Here is a 7,273-nt window from a genome sequence, read left to right as displayed (position 1 = left end):
GGTGGGGTGCGTCGGCAGCGTCAGATGTGTATAAGGGTCAGGGGTCGGGATGTGATCTCGGGGTTCCCGACCGATCGGGGTTGGGATGTGGAGGGTCTTTATGATCCCGATCCTGACCGGGTGGGGGCGTCGTATACCCGGATGGGGGGGTTTGTTGAGGGTGTGGCCGATTTTGATGCGGGGTTTTTCGGGATTTCTCCGCGTGAGGCGTTGGCGATGGATCCTCAGCAGCGGGTGTTGTTGGAGACGGCGTGGGAGACCTTTGAGTCGGCCGGGATTGATCCGCGGTCGGTGCGCGGCAGTGATATTGGGGTGTTCGCGGGGGCGTATTCCTCCCAGTACGGGGTTGTGGGCGGGGCTGAGGTGGAGGGTTATCTGCTGACCGGCACCGAGGCCAGTGTGGTCTCGGGTCGGATCGCGTATGTGTTCGGGTTGGGCGGGCCGGCGGTGACGGTGGATACGGCGTGTTCGTCGTCGTTGGTGGCGTTGCATCAGGCGTGTGCGGCGTTGCGGGCTGGGGAGTGTTCGTTGGCGTTGGCCGGTGGGGTGACGGTGATGGCCACCCCGAGGATTTTTGTGGAGTTTTCCCGGCAGCGGGGGCTGTCGGTGGATGGGCGGTGTAAGTCGTTCGCTGCTGGGGCGGATGGGACGGGGTTTGCCGAGGGTGCGGGCCTGGTGTTGGTGGAGCGGCTTTCTGATGCCCGCCGCAACGGGCATGAGGTGTTGGCGGTGATCCGCGGGAGTGCGGTCAATCAGGACGGGGCCTCTAACGGGTTGACCGCCCCTAACGGGCCCTCGCAGGAGCGGGTGATCGCCGCGGCGCTGGCCAGCGCGGGGATGGGGCCTGCGGATGTGGATGTGGTGGAGGCCCATGGCACCGGCACGGTGTTGGGGGATCCGATTGAGGCCCACGCCATCTTGGCCACGTATGGGCAGGACCGCCCGGCGGATCGGCCGCTGTGGTTGGGGTCGGTCAAGTCCAACATCGGCCATACCCAGGCCGCGGCGGGGGTGGCCGGGGTGATCAAGATGATCCAGGCGTTGCGTCATGGGGTGTTGCCACAGACCTTGCATGTCGATGAGCCGTCCCCGCATGTGGATTGGTCGGCCGGTGCGGTGTCGTTGCTGACTCAGGCCCAGCCCTGGCCGCCCAACGGGCGGACCCGCCGGGCCGCGGTGTCCTCGTTCGGTATTTCGGGCACCAACGCCCACCTGATCCTCGAGCAGCCCCCCGCTTCGGAGCTGCCCGCCGACGGTGAGGTCCAAAGCGTCCCGGTGGATGTGTCGGGTTCGGTGCTGCCGTGGCTGGTGTCGGCTAAGACCGAGACCGGGCTGACAGCGCAGGCGGCCCGGTTGGGCTCGTATCTGGGGCAGCATCCCGGGTTGGATGCCGCCGATGTGGGGTTTTCGTTGGCCACCACGGCTGATGGGTTCGGTGAGCAGCCGCACGGTACCGGCTGACCAGTCGACGTGCGGGCTGGGACGATCCACATGCAAGGTCGACGGCAGCACCTCGTGCTGCAAGGCGACGATCATTTTGATTAGCCCGGCTGCTCCCGCGGCGGCTTGGGTGTGGCCCAGGTTGGATTTGATCGATCCCAGCCACAAGGGATGCTCCGAGTTACGGTGTGCGCCGTAGGTGGCGATCAGCGCGCCGGCCTCGATCGGATCGCCCAAGGTAGTGCCGGTTCCGTGGGCCTCCACCGCGTCGACCTGGTCGAGTCCGATGCCGGCGTTGGCGACGGCTTGCGCGATGACGCGTTGCTGGGCCGGCCCGTTGGGGGCAGTGAGCCCGTTGGAGGCGCCGTCTTGGTTGACCGCTGAGCCCGCGATGACGGCCAGTATCGGGTGGTGGTGGCGGCTGGCGTCGCTGAGCCGTTCGAGCACGACCACGCCGGCGCCTTCGCCCCAGCCGGTGCCGTCGGCGGCGGCGGCGAACGCTTTACACCGTCCGTCGACGGCGAGCCCGCGTTGGCGTGCGAACTCGGTGAATATCACCGGTGTGGTCATGATCGTCACACCACCGGCGAGCGCCAAGCTGGATTCGCCGTTGCGCAGGGATTGACATGCCAGATGGGTAGCGACCAACGACGACGAACACGCGGTGTCCACCGTGATCGCCGGGCCCTGCAGGCCCAACGCATAGGCCACCCGCCCCGAGGCCACGCTGGTGGCCCCGCCGGTCATCGCGTAGCCCTCTGCGCCGTCGGAGTCGGCGTCGCCGTAGGGCTGCGCCCACGTCCCGGCGAACACCCCGGTGTCGGTGCCGACCAGCCCGGTTGGGTCGATACCCGCGGTTTCCAATGCCTCCCAACAGATCTCGAGTAGCAGTCGCTGCTGAGGATCAATCGCTTGGGCTTCCCGCGGTGAGATTCCGAAGAATTCGGCATCGAATTCGGCGGCGGTAGGCAGAAAGGCTCCGTGGCTGGTGTAGGTCTTGCCCACCGCGTCGGGGTCGGAGTCAAACAACTCGGCCAGATTCCAGCCACGGTCGGTGGGGAAGCTGCCCATCGCGTCGCTACCGCTGCTCACCACGTCCCACAACGCCGCGGGGGAGTCCACCCCGCCGGGGAACCGGCACGCCATACCGACGACCACGATGGGGTCATCCACGGCAGGTGCCGCCAGGGCGCGTACCGGGATCGAGGCGTCGGAGGTACCGGTGAGTTGCTCCAGTAGGTATCCGGCGAGGGCGGTGGGGGTGGGGTGGTCGAAGACCAGGGTCGAGGGCAAGGTCAGGCCGGTGTGTGGGGTCAGTGCGTCGCGTAGGTCCAGCGCGATTACCGAATCGACACCGAGGTCTTTGAAGGCGGTGGCGGGATCGATCGTGGTGGGGTCGGGGCGGGCCAGCACCGCGGCGGTGGCGTTGACCACCAGAGCTGTCACGGTGGCTCGTTGGTCTTCGGGGGTTTGGCCGGCTAGTTGTGTGGTCAGTGGATTAGAGATCGAGGTCGTGGTGGTGCGGTCGTTGGTCCGGAACGACGGCGGTGACGTCATCTCTGTCACCAGCGGGGTGTGCCAGTAACGGCGGTGTTGGAAGGGGTAGGTCGGCAGCCCGATAGTGCGGGCTTGGGGGTAAATCGCCCGCCAGGCCGGGCTGTGACCATGACTGTGCAATCGGGCCAACGCGATCGTCAGGGCGTCAAGGTCAGGCTGGTCCCGGTGCAGCGTGGTGATCACCGTCGAACCCGCCCGCCCGTTGGCAGTGACAGTGTCGGTGATCGCTGGGGCCAACCCCGGATGCGGAGACAACTCGACAACCGTGCACGCATCCGTAGCCAACACACCCGCCACACTGTCGGCTAGGCGCACGGATTGACGCAGATTGCGATACCAGTAATCGCCGTCCATGGCGGTGGTATTGAGCGGATCAGCAGACAACGCGCTCTCGACGGTCGAGTACAGCGGGATCTGTCCGGGTTGCGGCGTCAGCCCGGCTAAGTCCGCCAAAAGCTGTTCGCGGAGAGATTCAACCTGAGCACCATGCGACGCATAATCCACCGCTAGCGACCGGACCTGCAGGTCGTCAGCCTCACAAGCAGCGATAAACTGCTCGACCGCTTCAGGATCGCCGCTGATAACGGTCTGGGCCGGGCCGTTGACCGCAGCGACGCTCAACCGATCGGCCCAGGGTGCCAGACGTTGCCGCAGCTGGTCGGCGGGCAACAACACCGAGGCCATGGCCCCCGCGCCGGACAACTGTGTTAAAGCTCGACTACGAAGTGCCACAACCTTTGCGGCATCGTGCAGACTCAACACCCCAGCGATATAAGCCGCGGCGATCTCGCCCTGGGAATGCCCGATCACCGCATCTGGGGTAATCCCGTAACTGATCAGTGTCTGAGCCAGCGACACCATCACCGTAAACAGCACCGGCTGGACCACGTCCACCCGATCCAGCCCCACCGCACCCGCCTGCTGAGTGATGACCTCGCGCACCGACCAACCGGTATACGATCTCAACGCCTCATTACAGGCGTCGACCGCGGCCGCGAAAACGCTGTGCTGCTGGTAAAGCCCCGCGCCCATGCCAGGGTGTTGAGCGCCTTGGCCGGGGAAAATGAACACGACTTTCGCGTCGCGCTGAGTTACCTGATGCTGGACCAAGTGCGGGTGAAATCCATTGTTGCTCAACGCTTCTAACCCTGCCAGCAAGTCTTGGCGGGGATCCTCGGTAACCGCAGGAGCGCTCAGCACAGCCCGGTAAGGATGCTGGGTCCGGGTCGTGGCCAGACTGAAGGCCAGATCGGTCAGATCCACCTCAGGGTGTTGGGTCAGATACCGGCAAAGACGATCGGCGTAGGCGGCCAACGCCGTCGGGGTCCGCGCTGAAACCGGCCACAAACTTAGCGGGATGTAGGTACTGCCCGCAGACCCATCGCTGACCGGTACATCCCGCACCGCGGATGCTGCTAGGGGTGGTGGCGCTTGTTGAAGGATCAGGTGGGCGTTGGTGCCGCTGATCCCGAATGAGGACACCGCCGCGGTACGCGGATGGCGTCCTTCCGCCCATTCGCTTGCGTGACCCAGCACCTGCACGCTCGACACGTAAGGCGCCAAAGCCGTGTTGGGGGAGTGAAAGTTAAGGGTGGGCGGCAGCAGACCATGCTTTAACGCAAGAGCGACCTTGATGACGCCAATGACGCCGGCAGCGGCTTCAAGGTGGCCCACATTGGGTTTGCAAGACCCGATTACTAACGGAGAATCCTGCCGGGAGTCGTCAGCGCAATACGCCGAAATTATCGATTGCGCTTCGGCGACGTCACCTGCCGGGGTGCCCGTTCCATGCGTTTCGACGTACCCGACCACCGAGGGTTCCACCGACGCAGCTGCCAATGCGGCACGAAGCAACGATGTATGTGCCTCGGCGTCAGGCGTAATCAAGCCTGGCCGAATACCTTCGTTGACGACAGCGCCGCCGAGCACGTGGCAGTAAATGCTTTGCTGCTTCGCACTGGAAAGTCTTTTGAGTACAACAAAGCCGCCGCCCTCGCCGCGCACATAGCCGTTAGCTCGTTCATCGAATGGACGGCATATTCCGTCAGGCGACAGCACACCGAGTTCAGCGACAGACCTGCCCGCGTACGGGTCGAGATTGAGATGGACTCCACCTGCTAGCGCCAGCTCGCATTCGCCTTTGCGGAGGCTATCGATAGCCAAACTGATCGCCGCCAACGATGACGACTGCCCAGTGTCAACGACCAGACTGGGACCAGAAAACCCAAAGAAGTGAGAAATTCGTCCGGCGATAACGGACCGAAGAGATCCCAGCGCAGTTCGTGCGGTTGGCGCAGCAGGGTAGCTCGACATAAGAGCAGCGAAGTCATCGCGCATCGCACCGACGAACAGCCCCACGGAGCTTCCAGCAATATCCTCAGGAATGATGCCCGCGTCTTCTAGGGCAGCCCAGGCAAGTTCTAGAGCAAGCCGCTGTTGGGGATCCATGTGTTCGGCTTCGCTGTCAGAGATCCCAAAGAAAGCCGCATCGAAACCCAGCGCATCCTCAAGACATGCAGCAAAAGCTAGGGCTGGAGGATCGGATCCGAAAGAAGTGGCAGAACTGCGACGTCGATGCGCTGAATTGCCAGAGACGCGGCTATGCCCCTCACTGATCAACTGCCAGAATTCGGCCGGATTCGACGCCCCCGAAACGCGACACGACAGCCCGATGATTGCGATCTCAACGGCATCTCCCGCGATATTCACGGCGCTCCCCGAACAATTGCGCATCTTCTTCACTTGCCTGCATCACGCTATCCGATGGTGTGGTTTCGGGTAACCCGAAATCGACCGAAATTGCTCGCCACCCGTACTGCCGATGGCGGGCCAATCCGGTCACCGACGCCGACCGTATCGAGGCGCATCGGGCCACGGCACTTGTCCCTGCAAGGCGCCAAGACGCCTGCCTGGCAACACTATTGACGCGCGAACCGTCGCCGATCCCGTACTGTATCAACGTTCTGAGCCGTGCGCTGGAATGGCGGCAGGCCCGCGCCGGATCAACTGGCAGTTAACACCGCTAGCCGGCGCAGGGCCTCGTCGAGTGTGTCTTCACGCTTACAAAACGTGAGTCGCGCCAGATGATTCCAGGCCTTGAACCGATCACCGTCGGTGATACAAAACGCCGACAAGGGAATCGCTGCCACTCCCGCGCGGTGGGGCACGTCGGCGCAGAAAGACCCACTGTCGGTGAACCCGAGCGGTGTGGGGTCCGCACACAAAAAGAAGGTGCCGCTGGAGTGGCGTACATCAAAGCCTATCTTGGCGAGGCCTGCGGCCAGCCGATCACGGCGTGATTGCAGTGACCGACGTGACTCTTCCACCCATGCCTGTTGTGTGTTCAGAGCGAGTGCCACGGCCGGCTGGAACACCGCTGCGCCGACATAGCTTAGATACTGTTTGGCAGAGCGTACTGCGGCAATGAGTTTAGCGTTTCCGCACACCCAACCCGTCCTCCAACCCGTGCAGTTGAACATCTTGGACGCACTTGAGACCGTCAGCGTTCGATCCCGCATGCCTGGCAGGGCTCCCAACGGCACGTGCTGGACGGAGTCGTACGTAAGGCACTCGTAGACCTCGTCGGTTATGACGAGAATGTCGTATTCAATGGCAAGCTCGGCGATCGCCTCTAGCTCATCCCGACGTAATACGGCGCCGGTTGGGTTATGCGGCGAGTTCACAATGATCGCCGCCGTATGCCGGGTAACGGCGAGGCGCAGTGCGTCGAGATCGAGTGCGAATCCGCGGCCATCGGTGACCAATGGGACTGTCTTCAGACGAACACCGGCCATCGCGGCAACCGCCGGATACGCGTCGTAGCACGGCTCGATTGCGAGCAATTCCGATCCCGGTTCTAAAAGGCCGAGCGCAATTGCGGCGATGGCTTCGGTGGCGCCCACCGTGACCAGTACCTCGGACTCGGGGTCGAAACTGGTGCCGTATCTGCGCTCACGGTCAGCAGCGATGGCCTCGCGAAGCGGCGCGATCCCGAGCAGCGGCGGGTATTGGTTGAGCCCGTCGGCCATTGCTTGCTGGGCGGCCTGCAGCATTGCCGGTGGCCCGTCTTCGTCAGGGAAACCTTGGCCCAGGTTAATTGCGCCGATGCGCGCGGCCAATGCCGACATCTCGCCGCAAACATGGGTCGCATAAGGTCTTAAACGCGAAGCTATCATCAGGAAGGGTGGCTCGCTCTTCTTTGATTTCCAGGGGTGGCGTCCCGGGGCCGGTATTGACGTTTCCTGAAGCGGCTCCGCTTTGACGGCGTCCATATTGT

1 protein-coding gene and 2 pseudogenes are annotated in these 7,273 nt (G+C 63.6%); 1 reads left to right on the top strand and 2 read right to left on the bottom strand.

Features of this window, described 5'->3' with window-relative positions:
- Positions 1–1,434: pseudogene (locus MSIMFI_RS17095) on the top strand (type I polyketide synthase); the annotation flags it as partial.
- Here MSIMFI_RS17095 and MSIMFI_RS28305 read toward each other — a convergent pair.
- Positions 1,432–5,730, bottom strand: a pseudogene (locus MSIMFI_RS28305) (type I polyketide synthase); the annotation flags it as partial. The pseudogenes MSIMFI_RS17095 and MSIMFI_RS28305 overlap by 3 nt on opposite strands.
- A gap of 269 nt (positions 5,731–5,999) precedes the next feature.
- Positions 6,000–7,172 (bottom strand): pyridoxal phosphate-dependent aminotransferase, encoded by a 1,173-nt coding sequence (locus MSIMFI_RS17065; RefSeq protein WP_191498354.1) that lies wholly within the window; start codon positions 7,170–7,172, stop codon positions 6,000–6,002.
- Positions 7,173–7,273: the final 101 nt, after the last annotated feature.

Source organism: Mycobacterium simulans (assembly GCF_900232995.1).
GTDB classification, from domain to species: Bacteria; Actinomycetota; Actinomycetes; order Mycobacteriales; family Mycobacteriaceae; genus Mycobacterium; species Mycobacterium simulans.
Note: the sequence above shows the minus strand (reverse complement) of the source record. Positions and strands in the feature narration are given on the sequence as shown.